Source organism: Paenibacillus sp. YAF4_2, assembly GCF_052113225.1.
GTDB lineage: Bacteria > Bacillota > Bacilli > Paenibacillales > Paenibacillaceae > Pristimantibacillus.
The window spans coordinates 81,391-98,519 of sequence record NZ_JBFRCT010000014.1; the positions used below are offsets into that span (position 1 = coordinate 81,391).

Sequence of the window (17,129 nt, forward strand, 5' to 3'; positions counted from 1 at the left end):
CACCGTAGCGGATTCCCCGCATATGCTGTTGTTGTTACGAACAATAGGCGGATGTCTAGATGATTGAGACATCTGATATGCGGGGGAGGGCTGCGGGTTGTTCGCGCATTTTGCTTCTTTGCTGGTGCTTGCTTTTGCTGTCAGTGTGGATGGCTTCGGAGTAGGCGTGACATACGGATTGCGGCGAATACGAATTCCGCTCTTGTCGATTGTCATCATTGCGATTTGCTCTGGTATGGTTATTTTTCTGTCGATGCTCGTTGGTTCATGGATTACGGGATATTTATCTCCTTTTGTCGCTAAGTTAATTGGATCTGTGGTTCTTGTAGGCATTGGGACATGGGCGCTCCTGCAGCTTAGACGGAGCGGCCGGGAAACTGGAGCTGGTGACGGTGAGGCGGATGCCGAGCAGGAATCAGGAACTGAGCCATCAACCTTGGTTGATCGTTCGCATCCGGTGCTTGTTGTCATTGTTGAATTGAAGCGCTTAGGATTGGTTATACAAATATTGCGGACTCCGCAGGCTGCCGATGTTGATAAGTCGGGGACGATCTCTGCGACTGAAGCGCTTATGCTCGGTGTTGCCTTGTCATTTGATGCTTTTGGTGCAGGTATCGGGGCTGCGATGGTCGGATTATCACCTTTGTTAACCCCTATTATGATTGCCGTAGCGAGTGCCTTGTTTCTTCTTGGCGGGATACGGTTTGGCTTCCGTTTCTCGAACTGGAAAGGCATGCAGGCGATATCGGTGCTTCCGGGTATTTTATTGATTGTAATTGGGATATTAAAGCTGTTATAGGATGATTAGAACGGGGTGAAAGCTAATGAAGATCGGTTTAACCGGCGGGATCGCTACCGGCAAGAGCACCGTTGCTGCCATGTTGGTAGAACGGGGCGCATTGCTGGTCGATGCCGATCAGGTTGCGAGAGAGGTTGTTATGCCCGGCGAACCGGCTTTAGAGGCGGTCGCCTCTACATTCGGACAAGCTGTTATACATACAGACGGAACGCTCAATAGGAAAGCGCTTGGCGAGATCGTGTTCAACAATCGTCAGCGGCTCATGCAGCTTGAGAGCATTCTGCACCCTGCGATACGAAATCGCATGCAGCAGCAGATCAGGCAATATGAGGAACAGGACCCGAGACAGCTTGTTGTAGCAGACATCCCTTTATTGTATGAGACGGGTCAGGAAGAGTTGTATGAAGGCATTATGGTCGTCTATGTTCCGCAGCAGCTTCAGCTTACACGGCTGATGGAGCGGAACGGATTGGCACAGGAAGAAGCACTACGCCGAATCGGACTTCAGTTGGATATTGAGCAGAAGAGAAGCCGTGCGGACTGGGTGATTAATAACAGTAGTTCACTTGAAGAGACTAAACGTCAGGTGGACGAGTTTTGGAAAAGTCAGGATTTGCCATGAGATGGTTAATTCGAAAAAGAGTGCTGCTTATTCTGCTCATCGGCCTCATTGGTGTGTTATTCCTGAATTCTAATTGGCTTGCCCGTATGATGTATCCAATCGAGTTCAAGGAAGACATACGTGCCAGCGCCTCTAATTATGGTGTTGATCCGCATCTGATCGCGGCGATTATTCGAACAGAAACAAATTATTCGACCGGGCAGGTTTCGAAAAAAGGGGCACTTGGCCTCATGCAGATTATGCCCGATACGGCGGATTGGATTTTTCAGAAGGCGGATTTCAAGAATGTAACAGAAGACATGCTGCAGAATCGACCGGATGTCAGTATCGAAGTTGGAGCATGGTATTTGCAGTCCTTGCATAAGCAATTTGATCAAAATACGGTTGCTGTCATCGCAGCCTATAATGCGGGTCCTGGTAATGTGAGAAAATGGCTTGATTCCGGAAAATGGGACGGGAAGCTGGAGACAGCGGATCAAATTCCATATGGAGAAACTCGCCACTATGTACAACGGGTTATTTATTATTATAATAAGTACAAAGATCTTTATCCGATTCTCTGACCTAGACAAGAAGAAGCCTTGGCCGTCCGCCGCTTCAGGACGGAACAGCCAAAGCATCTGTTATACATGACTGATGAAATGATTATTGACGACCTGCAAGAGATTGTTCGGCAATTTGCACCAAACGGCGAGTAATGTTACCCCCGATGTAGCCTGCGTCTTTTGTAAGCAGGTTGCCATAGTAACCGTCTTGCGACAACGTAATACCCAGCTCTTGAGCGACCTCATATTTCATTTGGTCTAGTGCTGCAGTAGCTTGCGGTACCAGTAGTGTGCTGCTGTTGTTGTTCGAGCTCATTGATGTTCACCTCCTTGCGGTTGGTAAATGTATTATGTGCGGAATTCGCAACTTCATTCAGGTAACGATTGGTAAATTTTTTATAACCATAAAAGCAGGATTCGGAAGGAGTGAAATAGATGAAATGCCCTTATTGCGATTACGCGGGTACAAAAGTACTCGATTCAAGGCCAGCCAATGAGAACAAATCCATTCGCAGACGTCGTGAATGTGAGAAATGCAGCAGAAGGTTCACGACCTTCGAGATGATTGAGGAAACCCCGCTTATCGTCATTAAGAAAGGCGGCAGCCGGGAAGAATTCAGCCGTGATAAAATTCTCCGCGGACTCATCCGGGCTTGCGAGAAGCGTCCGGTATCTGTTGAACGTCTTGAAGTTATCGTCTCGGAAGTGGAGAAGGAGCTTCGTACGACTGCACTTGCAGAAGTAGACAGCCGAGATATAGGTGAGATTGTAATGAGCCAGCTGTTTCCAGTTGACGAAGTTGCTTATGTGCGGTTCGCATCCGTATACAGACAGTTCAAGGATATCGATATGTTCATGAAAGAGCTGAACAGTCTGTTGTCCAAGCATCCGATTAACAATCCAGGCGGCTTGTAGCTGTACGAGATAGCCCTTCCCTTAAGCCGGGAAGGGCTATTTTTGCTTCAATAAAAATAGTGTGGGAGTGACTGTATGCTGAAAATTGAAGCATTAGATCATCTTGTGTTAACCGTAGCAAGTATCGTGAAGACGGCTGCCTTTTATGAGAAGGTGTTGAATATGGAAGTTGTTGTGTTCGGCGATAATCGTAAGGCTTTGCTGTTCGGCCAACAGAAATTTAATCTGCACGAGGCGGGCAAAGAATTCGAGCCGAAGGCAAGGAAGCCCCAGACTGGTTCGGCTGATTTCTGTCTAATTACGAAGACGCCGATGGAGGAGCTTCTCCGGCATCTGGCAGCTTGCGATGTGCAGGTGGAGGAAGGGCCAGTTGCCCGAACTGGAGCTGTAGGCAAGATTGTATCTGTGTATATACGCGATCCGGATCAGAATCTGGTCGAGATATCGAATTATATGGTGAAAATCACTTAATTTCTTATATAAAGCCTTTAATCTCTAACATGCGGCCGGACCGGATCGTTCTATATAATCAATGGAGATACGTCAAACAAGAAAAGGTGATATCTTCAGATGGATAATAAAACGACAGAAGTAACAGCTGATAATCATAGAGGCCCATCGGCTCCTAAAGATCCGACCCAGAAACGAAGCGGATTTTTCATTATGTTCGAATCCATTATAGAAGCAAGTGCCCGCCAAGACGGGAAGTTCTCGCAGGAGATTTACCTGGAAGGACGGCTGAGTGATAAAGCTAAATTTACAGGCGGGGTCGAGGATGAGGAGATACTCGCACACCTGGCTAGCTGCAGCGGGATCCGTAAGCTGGTACATAGTATTGGAGTTTCTGTGAAGGCGCATGACGAGAATCAAGGCACGGAGATCTACTTTAGCCTCGAAAACTGGGGGAAAACAAACAAATACGAGTCAGGCACCAGGATCAGAATTCCTTGTGTGGCAGATGGTTCGGAAACTTTATTGGTCCTGGATGAGTATGAGTGGTCATCGGATGATGATATACCTGGAAAATTTACTTTTGAATTTGAGCAGGCAGGTGCGCTTGCGACGGCGAGCATTATTTTGTACCTGAATGATGGGTTTGAAGTTCCGGAGATTACGCCAGAATCACCTGTTGAATTCGGATCTGAGGCTTATCACGGGATGATCGCTAAGTCATTAGTGAGCAAAGGCAATAATTATAGACTGAAAGCAGCAATTGAAAAAGCAAAAAGAGGCGAGGATGTAACGATTGCCTTCATCGGAGGCTCCATTACGCAAGGTGCCGGAGCTAAGCCGATTCATAATACCTGTTACGCTTACCAAGCTTATGAGCGGTTTAAGCAGCTGTTCGGCTATCCTGATGCTGACCATATACATCTGATCAAAGCCGGAGTTGGCGGTACGCCTTCTGAGCTTGGCATTGTTCGTTATGACAGGGATGTTCTTCGAAATGGTACCGTAGAGCCGGATATCGTAATTATCGAATTTGCCGTGAATGATGCAGGTGACGAAACTAGAGGGAATTGCTATGAGAGTTTGGTGCTGAAGGCACTAAATAAAGCAAATGCTCCAGCCGTTATCTTGTTGTTCAGCGTATTCCAGAATGACTGGAATCTTCAAGATCGGCTATCGCCTGTAGGCTGGCATTATGAGCTGCCGATGGTTAGTGTGAAAGATGCGGTGGTGGAGCAGTTCCGGTTATCGAAGGCTGAGGGTAATATCATTTCGAAAAGGCAGTTCTTCTACGATATCTATCACCCGACGAATGCGGGCCATACCGTGATGTCGGATTGTCTTGGTTACTTGCTTGAAGAAACGGATCGTTCTGAAGCCGATGGCGCAGATATTTTGATTGATAAGCTGCCGGTTATCGGGAATGATTTTGTGGAGATACGCTTGTTGGATAAGAGTAATAGCGAAGACATTGATGCTGTGATTGAAGCGGGGAGCTTTATTGAGACGGACACTGATCTGCATATGGTGGAAATGGATCTCGATCCATTTGGCACGCCGCAGTTTCCACATAACTGGATGCATACGGCTGTAGCTGGAGATGGCAGCTTCAAGCTGACGATTCACAGCAAGCGACTTATCCTGGTGTTCAAAGATTCTGGCAGTCAGGACTTTGGAAGTGCGGAAATTTTGGTTGACGGGCAGCATATGAAAGCAGCAGATCCTCATATCATCAACTGGACTCATTGCAATGCTGTTATATTGTTTAACGAGCAAGAATCCAAGGAGCATACGGTGGAGATTAAGATGGCGTCCGGCCATGAGGATAAGAGGTTTACGATCCTCGGATTTGGATATGTAAAGTAAGGTTATAGAGTCTAGTAAAAGGATTGACAATTTGGAAATGACTGTGCTATCATTTTGCTTGTCCGGGGCCATAGCTCAGCTGGGAGAGCGCTTGCATGGCATGCAAGAGGTCAGGGGTTCGATCCCCCTTGGCTCCACCAAATAAACAAACAAACCACGTCATCTGACGTGGTTTTCTGTTTAATATGGTGGAGCCCAAAAGGGGGCGAACCCCGGGGTTCAGTCCGCGCGGATGTAATGGAGTGAAAAGTCTTCGAAGGGATACTTCTAATGGAGGAGCACGGCGTCTGAATCTACCTCTTAAAGTCCTCTTCGAGTAAGCTTCGTCAGCCATTCAAATAAAAGATTCGGACATCCCAAGATGAGGAGACAGCAGAGCCAAGGGGGCGAACCCGGGTTCAGTCCGCGCGGACGGAATGGATGAAACAGCTTCGAATATTTCACTTCAAATGCAGGAGCACGGCGTCTGAATCTACCTCTATATGTCCTCTTCGAGTAAACATCGTCAGCCATTAAATAGTAGATTCGGACATCCCATGATGAGAAGATGAGCTATGCGAAGTCGAATCCCCCTTTGTCGGACGACAAGAACATAAATACAACGGAAGTCGCATAATCGGCGGCTTTTTAATTTTTTTGTATAGAAGTTCTTGTAGTGAGCTCAAGACAAGAACTTCTATACATAACCGTGGCCTATAATATCCGAGTTATTAAGCTAACGGGGAGGATACTTCCAATAGCTGTATAATTAAGTATTGAGGTAGCTGTTACTCCTAAGAGGAGGTTTTTGAATGTCTGAGTTAGAACTTCCTTATATTTGGTGTCTTGTAGGAAACATAATTGAAAAGCGTTTTTTTGGAGAAAACAAAACCATTAGAAGAGGGACCAAGAAATTCACTCCTAATACAAAGGTCTACTGTTTTTCAGCTTTATGGGGAGATGGATATGAAGAAATTCAAGTAATTGGGAAGTTAAGAGGGCGAAAGAATCTTGGGGTCATCGTTACTTCATCAGCATTCATTACGAATTGGAGACTTCAAAAAGTATTTCAGCCATATGTTGTTAGAACTATGACGGAAAGAAACGGATGAGACGGGACCGAAGAATCAAGAAGGATAATTGAGACTATGCTGGATTGGCTGCCATCTCGGACGATTGCCGTCTCGGATAGTTAAACTAACTGGGAACATTAGTTGAACGATTATGGGAGCAGATTGCCGTGGCAGCTGCTCCCTGTTTTATTATGCTAAAGGGAGGTTTACGTATTTGGTGCCTGGACTACAGGGGAACAACAAAGAGGCAATTTCTATTCTGAAGATAAATCCGAAAGAGCAATTAAAAGAAAGATTTAGTTGAGAAAACGGCAACTCATCGTATTGAGATGCCGTACTGTCTGTATTGAGCCAAAGTTCTTAAGTTAGTTTAAAACAGCAACACTTATTCAGAATTTATGGATAAGATGAACTATTCCAAATGAAATTAAGCCTAATAATAATGTAACTGTTAAAATTGAAACTATTCTTCGTGAAATAAGGGATAAAACATAAACGATCTTAAGCTATCGGGAAACTATAGTAAGACAAGGAATGGAGCAGGCATAGACCAAAGCCCTATGCTACTGTCGTGTGTTTAGCAGCATCAGACCGGAGATTTTCTTTGTAAAATAGAAGGAGACCCTTCCGGTTGGATATTGTCCAGCTGGAAGGGTCCGCATTCTGTTTACGCTTTTACTTAGCCAGATATTCGACGAACCTTACAAAGATAGTGGCTACTTCGGCGCGGGTGCCGGTGGCTTTGGGGTCAAAGAGATTGTCCGGCTTGCCTAATACAATGCCGATGCCCCGCAGCGCCTCAACGGCCTCCAACGCCCATGAGCTGATCTCACTCTCGTCCGCGAAGGACTTAGATTGGCTTTCAGGTATCTCATAGCCCTTGTACTTCATGTAGTTGTATAGTATCACCAGCATCTGCTCGCGCGTCATCGGTGAATTGGGATCAAACAGGTCTGCGTTTATACCGTTGACTATGCCGGTTTCGGCCGCCCACTCGACTGCCGCCGTGTACCACTGTCCGTCCGTCACGTCGCTAAAGCGGGAACTTGTGTAGCCGGAGCGGTTTACGTTCTCAAGATTGGCCAGTACCTGCACGAACATCGCGCGCGTCATTGAGGAGCCCGGTGAGAACGTCGTGGACGTCGTGCCGTTGAAAAGACCGTATGTGTAGGCGAATTTTACGTAGCTGTAGAACCAGTCGTCCATGTTGACATCCCTGAAAGGATTGCCCGACATCACGAGGAAGCCCAACGGGGTGTCGTCATCAATCACAAGCCCCGTACCCTCATGGATGTTCAGCGACATGCCGTTGTCTAAGCCGACATTCGCACCGCCCGGTCCTACCACAACCGCGCCGCCGCTCTGTATCTTCGAGCCGCCGTGGATATCAACCTGGTTGCCGTTCGGCAGGTTCACATGCGCGTCTCCACCGCCCACTGTGACCGTACCATCGCCCGCTATCGTCGAGCCGCCCGGAATGGTCACTGTGCTGTTGCTGCCGGGTAGTGTCACTTTGGCGCTCTTGCCCGCCGGAATGGTCGCCTTATCGTTTGAATCTATGGTAGTGCCTTCGGGTACCTTAATCTTCGTCCCACCCTTGGTCGCAATCTCGCCGCCGCCGGGAAGGGTGGTGTTGCCGTTTTTGTCTGTGACCGCGGGCTTATCCTTAGGTGTATTCACAGTGTAGTTCGACTTCGATCCCGCGTCTGTCCCGGTGCCCGTATTTCCGCTGTTGCCACCAGAAGGATTGGGCACAGTGGGAGTTGTCGGCTTCGTCGGCGTAGCCGTTGCACTGATCTCCGCGCCTTCGCCCTTCGCATTTACCGCAACGATCTTGAAGGTGTAGCCTTGGTCGTTTGTCAGGCCAGTGAAGGTATATTTGGTCTCCACCGCACCCAGTGTGACTAGCGTCTCGCTGCCGTACCAGACCTTGTAACTCGATATCGCGCTGCCACCGTCGTCAGCCGGAGCAGTCCAGCTCAATGTGACTTGACCGTCGCCCGCCGTTGCCTTGAAGCCGCCCGGAGCACCGGGCCCGTCCGTTTTTCTCTGCGCGAACATCCAATCGAAGACGTCGGTGTAGTCATTTTTCCAAGCCGGCAAGTTAGAGGACTGCGCCGTGGGAGCTATGCTCCAAGTCCCCATCGTTATCTGGTTGTAAAGAACCGCAGCTTCAACCTCGTGCGCTATATAATCAGGCAGGGCAGGTGTGTTGTCCGGATTCGGCCTCTGACTCGGTTGATCAAATTGATTGTAGGGCCATGTAAGAGCCTCATTGCTCTCAAAGCGGGAAGCTCTCGCGTTGGTCATTTTCGGCATATTGGTGTTTATAAAGGTAGCGAGGTTAGTCTGGTATATTCCAACGTTATTCGCATTGATAAACATCCAATAGGCCAGTTTGGCGTGAGCGTCGTTGGTGCTCGCGTTCGGTGATCCGTTTACCGGAGACATAGGCGCAGCGGCCGCGAAGAAGCCGGGGTAGTCGTTAACTAAGCTGTTCGTATACAGGCCGCCCCACGAGAAACCCGCCACGTAAATACGGTTAGGGTCTACTACGCCGCTGGCAACCAGGTCGTCTATAACCTTCTTAACATTAGCTGTAGAGGGAGTAGATGTGCCATTATAGGAAATATTCAGTATATGGCTGGCGTATTTCTCGGGATATTCCTCCATTTTTTTCATTAGAGCGACCGAGCCGTTGGCGGATTTCATGGCCGCTGTTTGGTCTGTTTCTGCGTTTGTGCCGCCGCGTGACCTGCCGTGAGTATAGACATACAGCGGCAATCGTTGCACCACTTTACCGTTTTCATCCTTGTGAAGGTAGAGCGCGCGATTGACCGAATCGCCCGTAGGTGTTGTAAACTTGTCAAGGATCGGATTCACAACTTTGTCCTGTTCAAAAACCACGTTGCGAAGCGAATTCCCATCTGTCAGTGCGATCTTGTCGTTCTGGACGATGTTGTAAACCTGCTTGGTCGAGTTACTGTTGCCATCCAGCGTTATATTGCCGCCGCTCTCTGAATAAAACTCAAACTCAACTACGATGTAACGGCCGCTTGCCAGTCCTTCCTGATAATCCGGTGAATGGCTTACCGTCCCCAAATAGCCGCGTACCTTTGGTTCGTTGTTGGCGTATACCCTTGTGATCTTGCGCGTCCCTTCAAAGGTCACCGAGTCGCCGCTGAGGGTCGTGTTCCTAGCCGAGACGGTAAACAAGCTCGGATTAAGATCGGAGCTTAACGCCGCCTTCCCATCGCCTAAGTCAATGATAACAGCCGTCGTGTATTCGCCACGGGCAAAGTTGTCATTCCATACGATAAAGGGAAGCTGCTTCGCATCCGGATCGTTTTTGAATGTCACGTGAATGGTATGGTCAGCCGCAACATTTAGAAAGGTATAAGTGCCAGCAGCAGATAGAGTCACGGCATTGCCGTCTACCGTTACGGTATCCACAATTTTGCCGTGATTGGGGGTAAACGTAAATTGTTTGCTTGAGTCCTTAGCTAGTCTCAGAACATCGCCGGGTGGGTTCGGCGTTATTGTACCGCCCGATCCCGCCGTGGCGGTGATTGAGAATCTGGTGTCCACTTCATTAGCTGAAGAGAGCTGCAGGCTGTCTCTAAATGAAGCATCGCTGGAATAACCCGCGTCCGGAACTCCGAAAGAGGAAACGACTTCATAGCGATCACCGCCCTTGTCCGTCGAGTTATTGATATAGACCTCAAAGGTAAGCTTGCCTTCCTGTAAGGTCAAGGTTCCTTTGGGTATTCTCATCTCCACGATATATCCTGTATCCGTGATCTGGGTCCACGCAGCTCTGCCAGGAGCGGACTGCCCTGAAAACACGCCCGTCGCGCTGACACGCCATTGGTTTGAGCCTCCGGATCCGTTGCCGACATAAAACTCCAGGCTATCGTACTGGTAATCTCCGCCGGCCCCCTTATATAGATTGCTGTCCATCACAACTACGCGGGCATACAGGTAGTCGTGGTCCCACAGGATTCTGGCCGTGCCCGTGGCATGGGGTCTGGGGTCGCCGGGCACAGTGCTTTTGTTGATGAGATGCTCCATTGTCTTGGCCCACAGTGGGTCGTCTGACCCGAGCTCGGGAGTTCCGAAAATGGCGGTCGGCGTTTCATTCGACTGCAAGCTTGTAAGAGTTGTAGAACTGAGGTCGCCATCAAGTGCTTCTGCGTACTTGATGTTGCCAGAGGCGGCGGCAAAGCTGACAGTCATTAGCGACGCCACCATTACCAAGCAACAGAGGAACGCGAGCATTCTGCCAAATCGTTTTGACATAAATGAAAATCCTCCTTATTTTTCGATCCGGTGCGCCCAAGGCTTACCCGCATCGTATTCGGACACATTGTCAATTTGACAAACGCCCAACTATATGATGTGGTATATTTATCAGGTTTACAACCTGTCAAAATATAGAATTCATGGAAGCGATTGCTTCGAGAAATCTTTAACAATAATCATAATCAATTCAAATAAATGCTGATGTTAAAGTGGCTTATTGTACGCAGAGCGAGGAGAAGCATTCATGTATGTATAGAAGTTTTTGTCGTTGTACACTTGTCTGAAAACGCTTTAGCTTTTATCATATTGATAGATAAGAAGTAAAACCAATTTCTGAACGAAGTGGAAGGAATGATTATTAAATGACTCAATATAGAATGGGCAAACCAGAAGAACGAGATGAGATTGTTGATTTAGCAAACTATGCATTTGGTATCGATTTTGAAAAAATACTCCCTAAGGTATACCATGAGAATGATCAATCTTATGAGATAACTATGGTTGCCGAGAATAAGGAAGGCAAACTGGTATCGCAAATAGCGTTGCTGCCCCAAGCTTTGCATGTGGGCACTCATGAGCTCCGCGCAAAATTCCTAGGAGGAGTTGCTGTTCATCCGCGGGCTCGGGGAGAAGGACATATGAAGGTTTTGATGACGCGCTGGCTGGATGAAATGAGAGGGACTTCTGATATCAGTATTTTGAGTGGTCAGCGGCAGAGATATGAGTATTTCGGCTATACGGCTGGCGGAATCAAGTGTGAGTATACGATTACCAGAGCAAATGTCAGGCACGTAATGGAGAACATAGATAGCAGGGGGATCTCATTCTTGCCGTTATTTGAACTTGAGAATGCTGAAGCATTTGCCAGCACAATAAACACGTCGCGTCTTGCTTACATTCCGCGGGAACCACGTCTTATCCAGAAGATTTTCGCCTCCTTTGGACAAGCTCCTATTGGCATAGTATGCGAGGATACCCTTATTGGGTATTTGGTCAAGGATCATAGTGGTACAGTAATAAGTGAACTGTCGGTAACAAGCGCGGAAGATATTCGAAAAATAATGAAAGCTTATTTTGATACATATGCAATAGATCAAGTGAGAATTTCACTACCGGAATATGAGATGGAAAGCAATGCGGTGCTTAGTGTTTTTGCGGAAAATTATAAAACAGAAGCATCCAATATGTATAATATATTTGATTTTGCGAATGTACTAGAAGCTTATTTAACACTGAAATTCCATACAATTGGACTTTCTCCAGGCGTTTTTTCAGCTATTATGGATGATCAGCCGGTTACCATCCGAGTCGATCAATCAGGTGTACATGTCGAGCGGGAGGCTTGGCCAGAGGCTGTTGTTCTTGATAAAATGGAAGCACAGAAGCTGATTCTTACGCCTTTTGGCCGATATATGGACGTAGCTGCTCCAAAAGATTGGTTTCCACTCCCGATCTTTTGGTATTTAGTCGATTGCTTTTAATACTTGGAATCATTAAGGAATCGGATCTCGTTAAAAATGTTTAAAAGAAGGGACAGCTATCATTTTTATTGCTGCCCCTTCTTTTATTTTACCTGTTGACAACATTACGAATATGAGTTATCTTTAATTCAAGATATTTAATTTAAAGATAAATGAAACGAACCCTCAAAATCATACGATGGATCGCATATCGAATGGATTGTGAAATGCGAAATGCATTGGGAATTGAGTATCGTATTATAGAGGGAAGTTTTATTATCTCTTATATCTTAATTTGAAGATTATTAAATTAAAGACAAAAATTTTGGAATGAGGTGCAGATTATGATTGCTATTCTCGGACGTATTAACGAATTGAGCAGAAAACAGCATGCTGAAGGACTAAACGAGCAGGAGAAAAAAGAACAGACAGAGCTTCGTACTGAGTATTTGCAGCAGATTCGCGGTCAAGTTCACGATATGCTTCTGGGTGTCTCGGTAATCGATGACAATGGCGAGGACGTAACTCCGGCGAAGCTGGCAGCTGATAAAGTGATTATGCTAAGGGATGACCGCTAGAGGGATTATCTCAATAGTCTGAGAGGGCAGATTCGCTAGGTAAATTTAGATTAACACTATAAAAATTTGGGAGATGAATGAAATGATGGATTTGGGACTTCTTATTGTTCGGGTAGTTGTAGGATTGTTGTTTGTTGGTCATGGAGCACAGAAACTGTTCGGCTTGTTCGGGGGATATGGTCCAAAAGGGACAGGAGGCTGGATGGAGTCAGTTGGCATTCGTCATGGTGTTGTTATGGCTGTATTTGCTGGAGTATTGGAACTGCTGGGTGGGGCATTGTTCACCACGGGACTGTTCACGATAGCGGCAGGAGTGATGATTGTAATCACCATGGCAGGCGCTGTAGTTAAAGTGCATAGACCTAACGGCCTGTGGGCAACGGCAAATGGGTATGAATATCCGCTGGTTCTCGTGGCTGTAGCTATCGGTGTTGCGCTGACAGGAGCAGGAGCTTACTCACTGGATGGACTGTTGTTCTAATCTAAAAGTAGGGCGGAATTAACAAGGAGCAGCTTGCTACGGCAGCTGCTCCTTGTTTTATTTGCTATCCCCCCTACACACCAACCCTAAAATCTAGAAACCCTCACCTCAAATCTAGCGGATATATTACTTAACGGTTTCTTTTATATAATGATTACAACCATTAATACGATACTTCAGGAGGAATAGTCAATGGTTCAGAAAGATGTAAATACTGAGCTTCTAATCTGGATTAACTAAGGGGGATACACTTTGGAATTACGCCAGCTTGAATATTTTATTCATGTTTGTCAATCAGGAAGTTTGACCAAAGCCAAAGAAGAATTAGGTGTGACTCAGCCCACACTAAGTCAGCAGATTCGGGTTTTGGAAGATGAGTATAATATTCAATTGTTCAATCGGGTGAGTAGAGGAGTTGAAGTAACGGAAGCAGGTGAAATTCTCTTAAATAAGGGCAACGCTATTATGAATCTTCTTGAGGAGGCACGTAACGAAATAAATGGCCGAAACAATAAATCTAGAGAAACTATCTCTATTGGGTGTTGTCCTGCTGAGCTTGAATATCTTGCTCCTTACTTCATAAGATTTCATCAAAAATACCCGAATATTTTATTGAAAATTATCGATGCAGAGGATGTGGAGAATAAAGTATTGAAACATGAGGTAGACATTGGAATTACTGCATATCCGATTTCTGAACCTTCGGTCATTTCGACTCATTTGTATAGACAAGAAATGGTGCTATTAATTCACTCAGAACATCCTCTGGCCGATAAATCATTGATTCCTTTTCGATCTTTGAAGCAAATGAAATCAATCATGTTCCTAGAAAAAAACAAATCATTAATTGATATATATTGTTTTTCTTGTGGATTTAACTTGAAATCGACAATAGAAACGTCCTCTACTTCAGTATTGATTCATTGGGTTCGTCAAGGACTTGGAGCTGCTCTTATACCAGCATCCTCGCTGGAAAGTCTAAGGGACGATTCGTTGCGTATTGTCAAATTAGAAGGCCATATTCCTTGCTGGGATATATCTCTTTTACATCTTAATTCCGTTACTACGAGTTTAACGTCACGAATATTCATTCAAGAGATGGAATCATATGTAAGTGATGTTGAGGTGAGTCTTTCATGTTCAGGCAATTAGAATGTTTCATTCAAATTTGCAAAGAAGGAAGTTTTACTAAGGCTGCAGAGGTTTTATTGATGTCTCAACCTTCTTTAAGTCAACAGATCCGCTTTCTAGAGGTAGAAGTGGGAAGCCCTTTGTTTGAGAGAGTTGGTAGAGGGGTAAAGATTACAGCTGACGGGGAAATACTTTATGAAAAAGCTCTTTCAGTGATGAGGCTCATTGAAGAATCAAAAAAAGAAACTTACGAGTTACGTTATTCCCGGGTAAATAGACTTTCGATAGGCATTTCGCCCATGGATTTTTTTTCTTTCATACCCCGCTTTTTGAAGTTCCATGAACAGTATCCTGACATTACATTAAAATTTTCCAGTGTAGAAAATACATCACAACAATTATTGAATAGTAGTATCGATATTGGCATTACTGACAAATATACTCCAAACAAAGAAATTCATTCGATGCACCTGTATAAAGAAGAACAAGCATTGGTCGTTTATGCGGATCATCCATGGGCAGATCGAACCGTTGTTTCTTTTCAAGAGCTGGAAGATTTAGAATCTTCCTTATTTGTTGGGGATATAAGCTTAATCGAGCACCTTCATACATTCAGCGATAAAATCGCTAAATCCTTACAATCAAAGTTTGAGTCAACTTCCACGGCAATTCTTCTTTCTATGGTACTGCAAAAGATGGGGGTAGCTATCTTATCTGCTTCTTTAATTGAAAGTTTTTCCGGTCAGCAATTGAAAATGATTCGTCTCGTGAATCCAGCACCAATTCGTGAGATCAAGCTTGTTTTTAAAAAGTATCATGACAATAATCCTTCTGTTCAGAAATGTATCCATTTTTTTCTCGAATAATAAAAAGGAACATCACACCTAATGAAAGCGAGCCAAGACGAAGGGATATTTCCTTGTCGTGCTCGCCTATTTGAGTTCGCAGCGTAGGGAAACTGTAAATCTAGTTGCCATACCTAAAATGTAAGCTGTTGTCTTCCCTTTACTTGCCAGAAGCTTTATATTTATACTAGCAAAAAGTATATTGAGGCTTCTAAACAGCGTAATCCTTTTTTTGTAGAATATATTACAATAATAGGAATTTAAGTTCGACGATCGCAATCGAAGGGGAATTATGAATGTATAAAATGCGTAAATTAGCAATGCTATTACTAGCACTGATGATGTGTTGGACGTTAGCGGCTTGTTCTGGGAACACTGGTACATCGAGCAATGGCAAGCCTAAGGAGGCAGATGCTTCTCAAACGAAGCCTTCTCCGGATGAGCCTGCCTGGAAGCTGGACACGACACCAATTACGTTTGACTGGTATATCAATTTCGATTGGTTCACAAGCAAGTGGGGAGGAAACGTCGTTTCCGATTATATAACGAAGAAGACGGGCGTCAGCTTGAACTTTATCGTGCCTGCTGGTGACGCCGGCGAGAAGCTCAACACGATGATGGCCGCAAGGTCGCTCCCTGATTTTATCACGCTAGGCTCGTACGAGGATTCCGCGCTGAAGATGATTAATGGAGATATGGTGCTTCCACTAAATGAACTAGCGGATGAGTATGATCCTTATTTCTTTAAAGTCGCTGACCCTGCGAAGCTTAGTTGGTATACACAGGCTGATGGCAATGTGTATAGCTATCCGAACGCCTCTTCTTCTCCTGCGGATTATCAAAAATATGGTGAGCTTTTTACGTCTAATCAAACCTTTCTTGTTCGGAAAGACATGTATGAAGCACTCGGAAAGCCGGATATGAGCACGCCCGAAGGGTTTCTTGGCGCTCTAAGAGCAGCGAAGAAGCAGTTTCCGGAAGTAGACGGCAAGCCGCTCATTCCGATTGGCATGCACGAATTTACGGAAACAGGCAACTATTCACTGGAGGAGTATCTTCAGAACTTCCTAGCTATTCCACAGCAGAAAAACGGCAAACTATACGATCGTCGAAGTGATCCAACCTATCTAAAATGGCTAAAGGTATTCCGCCAAGCGAATGAGGACGGGCTGATACCGACGGATGTCTATATTGATGAAAAACGACTGGAAAAGGATGAGAAAATATCACAAGGTCGCTATTTTGCCATGCTGTATCAGTGGTCTGATTTTACTGAAATTAATCAGAATTTGTATCAAAAGGATCCGAATAAGGTGTATATCGCGATTGATGGCCCTGCAAATGATGCACATGATGCACCAACACTTGGAGGAAATGGTGTTTCCGGTTGGACGGTGACGCTTATCTCGAAGAACGTCAAGGATAAGAAGAGAGCAATTGCCTTTCTCAGCTATTTGCTCAGCGAAGAAGGAAACAAAGATCTGTTCTTAGGAGAGAAGGGTGTCACCTACGATACGATTGACGGCAAAGACCAGTTGCTGCCGGAAGTCAGGCATCTGCTCAATACCGATCGCCAAGCGTTCGATAGCAAATATGGCGGTTCTTATTTGTACTGGATGCTTATGGATACGAACTTGAATCTAGCTTGGATGGAAGGTATGGATGCTGAGCCAGCCAAACAAATTAGAGATTGGACGAAGGGCAAGACGATCAGTATGAGCGAGTTTGAAAATCTCGACCCGGATCCGACGACGAAGGAAGGTATTGCGGAAGGAAAAAACACACGGCTCTGGGCAGAGACGCTGCCGAAGCTGCTGATGTCGGGATCAGATTCTGAATTCGATAAGCTGTTCGCTGAATTTATGAACACCATTACCAAGGAGCCTGAGTATGAAGCTATTGCAGCTAGCCGCCAAGCAACTTATGAAAGAAATGTTCAGAAGCTGAAGTTGTCGCTCAATCAATAGTTCTATAGAGGACGCAGCAGGATGTGAGACAGGGGATGGGATTCGCAGCAATAAGGCGTTGGTTATTGGGTATACGTGCATTTACATTTAAACTTTCGCTTCAAGTCAAATTGATT

General features: G+C 45.6%; 15 protein-coding genes and 1 tRNA gene. 14 read left to right on the plus strand and 2 right to left on the minus strand.

The window, feature by feature from the left end; translation table 11 throughout:
• Window positions 1–97 precede the first annotated feature (97 nt).
• From ytaF to AB4Y93_RS26165, 3 genes are read left to right on the plus strand one after another with little or no spacing between them, the layout of a single operon-like run.
• Entirely contained in the window at window positions 98–799 is a 702-nt protein-coding gene (gene ytaF, locus AB4Y93_RS26155; RefSeq protein ID WP_441896423.1) for a sporulation membrane protein YtaF, read from the plus strand.
• Between the two features lie 25 nt (window positions 800–824).
• Window positions 825–1,421, plus strand: coding sequence for a dephospho-CoA kinase (gene coaE, locus AB4Y93_RS26160; RefSeq protein WP_441896425.1), 597 nt, complete (start codon window positions 825–827; stop codon window positions 1,419–1,421).
• On the plus strand, window positions 1,418–1,984 hold the full coding sequence (locus AB4Y93_RS26165; protein ID WP_441896485.1) for a lytic transglycosylase domain-containing protein: 567 nt from the start codon (window positions 1,418–1,420) through the stop codon (window positions 1,982–1,984). The genes coaE and AB4Y93_RS26165 overlap by 4 nt, the downstream gene beginning before the upstream one ends.
• 82 nt (window positions 1,985–2,066) lie before the next feature.
• On the opposite strand, the gene AB4Y93_RS26170 is transcribed toward AB4Y93_RS26165, so the two are convergent.
• Window positions 2,067–2,282, minus strand: coding sequence for a small, acid-soluble spore protein, alpha/beta type (locus tag AB4Y93_RS26170; RefSeq protein WP_441896427.1), 216 nt, complete (start codon window positions 2,280–2,282; stop codon window positions 2,067–2,069).
• A 119-nt stretch (window positions 2,283–2,401) separates the two neighbouring features.
• Between AB4Y93_RS26170 and nrdR the strand changes: the two genes are divergently transcribed.
• The 5 genes from nrdR to AB4Y93_RS26195 all read left to right on the plus strand — a co-directional run bounded on the left by nrdR (window position 2,402) and on the right by AB4Y93_RS26195 (window position 6,288).
• Entirely contained in the window at window positions 2,402–2,881 is a 480-nt protein-coding gene (gene nrdR, locus AB4Y93_RS26175) for a transcriptional regulator NrdR (protein WP_441896429.1), read from the plus strand.
• A 75-nt stretch (window positions 2,882–2,956) separates the two neighbouring features.
• A complete protein-coding gene (locus tag AB4Y93_RS26180; protein ID WP_441896431.1) occupies window positions 2,957–3,352 on the plus strand; it encodes a VOC family protein in 396 nt (131 codons plus the stop codon).
• A gap of 99 nt (window positions 3,353–3,451) precedes the next feature.
• The gene (locus AB4Y93_RS26185) at window positions 3,452–5,197 is read left to right on the plus strand and encodes an SGNH/GDSL hydrolase family protein (protein ID WP_441896433.1); all 1,746 of its coding nucleotides are present in this window, start codon (window positions 3,452–3,454) and stop codon (window positions 5,195–5,197) included.
• Between the two features lie 64 nt (window positions 5,198–5,261).
• Window positions 5,262–5,337, plus strand: a tRNA-Ala gene (locus tag AB4Y93_RS26190).
• A gap of 651 nt (window positions 5,338–5,988) precedes the next feature.
• The gene (locus tag AB4Y93_RS26195; protein WP_441896435.1) at window positions 5,989–6,288 is read left to right on the plus strand and encodes a hypothetical protein; all 300 of its coding nucleotides are present in this window, start codon (window positions 5,989–5,991) and stop codon (window positions 6,286–6,288) included.
• A gap of 636 nt (window positions 6,289–6,924) precedes the next feature.
• Here the strand turns inward: AB4Y93_RS26195 and AB4Y93_RS26200 are convergent.
• A complete protein-coding gene (locus AB4Y93_RS26200) occupies window positions 6,925–10,548 on the minus strand; it encodes an S-layer homology domain-containing protein (RefSeq protein WP_441896437.1) in 3,624 nt (1,207 codons plus the stop codon).
• 365 nt (window positions 10,549–10,913) lie between these two features.
• On the opposite strand from AB4Y93_RS26200, the gene AB4Y93_RS26205 reads away from it, so the two are divergent.
• The 6 genes from AB4Y93_RS26205 (at window position 10,914) to AB4Y93_RS26230 (ending at window position 17,013) form a co-directional block, all read left to right on the plus strand.
• The gene (locus AB4Y93_RS26205; RefSeq protein WP_441896439.1) at window positions 10,914–12,032 is read left to right on the plus strand and encodes a GNAT family N-acetyltransferase; all 1,119 of its coding nucleotides are present in this window, start codon (window positions 10,914–10,916) and stop codon (window positions 12,030–12,032) included.
• Window positions 12,033–12,355: 323 nt separating this feature from the next.
• Window positions 12,356–12,589 carry a DUF896 domain-containing protein gene (locus tag AB4Y93_RS26210; RefSeq protein ID WP_441896441.1) on the plus strand — a complete coding sequence of 78 codons (234 nt, stop codon included), beginning with the start codon at window positions 12,356–12,358 and terminating at the stop codon, window positions 12,587–12,589.
• An 82-nt stretch (window positions 12,590–12,671) separates the two neighbouring features.
• Window positions 12,672–13,070 carry a DoxX family protein gene (locus tag AB4Y93_RS26215; protein ID WP_441896443.1) on the plus strand — a complete coding sequence of 133 codons (399 nt, stop codon included), beginning with the start codon at window positions 12,672–12,674 and terminating at the stop codon, window positions 13,068–13,070.
• Window positions 13,071–13,322: 252 nt separating this feature from the next.
• Window positions 13,323–14,222 (plus strand): LysR family transcriptional regulator, encoded by a 900-nt coding sequence (locus AB4Y93_RS26220; RefSeq protein ID WP_441896445.1) that lies wholly within the window; start codon window positions 13,323–13,325, stop codon window positions 14,220–14,222.
• The gene (locus AB4Y93_RS26225; protein WP_441896447.1) at window positions 14,207–15,067 is read left to right on the plus strand and encodes a LysR family transcriptional regulator; all 861 of its coding nucleotides are present in this window, start codon (window positions 14,207–14,209) and stop codon (window positions 15,065–15,067) included. The genes AB4Y93_RS26220 and AB4Y93_RS26225 overlap by 16 nt, the downstream gene beginning before the upstream one ends.
• Window positions 15,068–15,342: 275 nt before the next feature.
• Entirely contained in the window at window positions 15,343–17,013 is a 1,671-nt protein-coding gene (locus AB4Y93_RS26230) for an extracellular solute-binding protein (protein ID WP_441896449.1), read from the plus strand.
• The last annotated feature ends 116 nt before the right edge of the window (window positions 17,014–17,129 follow it).